Genomic DNA, 1,390 nt, shown 5'->3' with positions numbered 1-1,390 from the left:
AGCCTTAACGAATGGAAGGGACTTCCCCTGGATATGCGCCTGATTAACTCTTGTGCAATCATGGGGTAAACATAGCCCCGGAGGGATTCGTTATGACCATCACGACTGTCGGTATCGATCTTGCTAAAAATGTGTTCGCTGTTCACTGCGTTGACCAACACGGTAAAACTGTTCTGGTTAAACCCAAAGTATCGCGTGCTGCCCTTCCTGAGCTGATTGCCAGTTTACCTCCCTGTGTTATCGGGATGGAGGCATGCTCCGGGGCTCACTACTGGGCAAGGTTGTTTCGGCAATATGGTCATGAACCACGGCTGATGGCTGCTAAATTTGTATCTCCTTACCGCATGGCCGGTAAATCAGGCAAAAATGATGCAGCTGATGCTCAGGCTATCTGTGAAGCAGTTCGTCGCCCGCATATGCGGTTTGTACCAGTGAAGGATGAGAGCCAGCAGGCGATGCAATGCCTACACCGTATCAGACAGGGTTTTATCGAAGAGAAAACAGCAACATATAACCGATTGAGAGGTTTGATATCGGAATTCGGTGTCATCGCCCCACAAAGTACAGATGCCCTGCGTCACATGGTTTCTGAGCAGAAGAGTTCTTTGCCACTTCAGGTTCAACAATGTGTTAATGACCTGCTGGAACACATTGATCGTATTGAAGATAATATTACTGAATATGACCGGATTTTGTCCCGCATGGCAAAAACAGATCACCGCAGCCAGCGATTGATGGAACTGAAAGGGATTGGTCCCACAACGGCCTGTGCGCTGGTCGCCAGTATCGGTAATGCACACGATTTTAAAAATGGGCGACAACTGGCAGCCTGGCTGGGACTAACGCCATCGCAGTACAGCAGTGGTGGGAAATCAAAGCTTGGCAGGATAACTAAAGCTGGCGATTCGTATCTGCGAACGCTACTGGTTCAGGGGGCTCGTTCGGTTCTGATTGGTGCCGAGAAAAGGACTGATTTATTCAGTCGTTGGGTCTGTTCACTGGTCGATCGCAGAGGATACTGGCGTGCCGTTGTAGCCATCGCCGCCAAAAACGCAAGGCTGTGCTGGGCATCATTGCATTACGGTGATGATTTCAGGCTGTACTCAGCCAGCTAAAGCACGAAACAAAATAACCATCTGACCTGCAATTCGTTGATGATAAAGGGTTAGACCCCGTGAGGCCTATCTGGCTATTGTACAGGATATACGTATCCGCTTAACGAACAAGAACCTCACGCGCGTCTTTCATCAGGGTCCGAATCGATGACGATTCATCATGGCCGTTTATAGTACCGCAGTCTCTCCCCTTTATTTTTACTGAAGAGCAGACAGAAACCATAAACACCGGCGTTGACACGCCGGGGAAGCCCTTATAGTACAATAATTTTCGA

General features: G+C 49.0%; 1 protein-coding gene. It reads left to right on the top strand.

Annotated elements, in window-relative coordinates; translation table 11 throughout:
* Positions 1–92 precede the first annotated feature (92 nt).
* Positions 93–1,115, top strand: coding sequence for an IS110 family transposase (locus tag OOJ59_RS27820; protein WP_001572362.1), 1,023 nt, complete (start codon positions 93–95; stop codon positions 1,113–1,115).
* Positions 1,116–1,390 lie beyond the last annotated feature (275 nt).

Origin of the sequence: Citrobacter sp. W9, assembly GCF_026719375.1 — a bacterium.
Lineage (GTDB): Bacteria > Pseudomonadota > Gammaproteobacteria > Enterobacterales > Enterobacteriaceae > Citrobacter > Citrobacter werkmanii.
The sequence above is the reverse complement of the archived record's forward strand: the minus strand, read 5'-3'. Positions and strand labels throughout refer to the sequence as shown.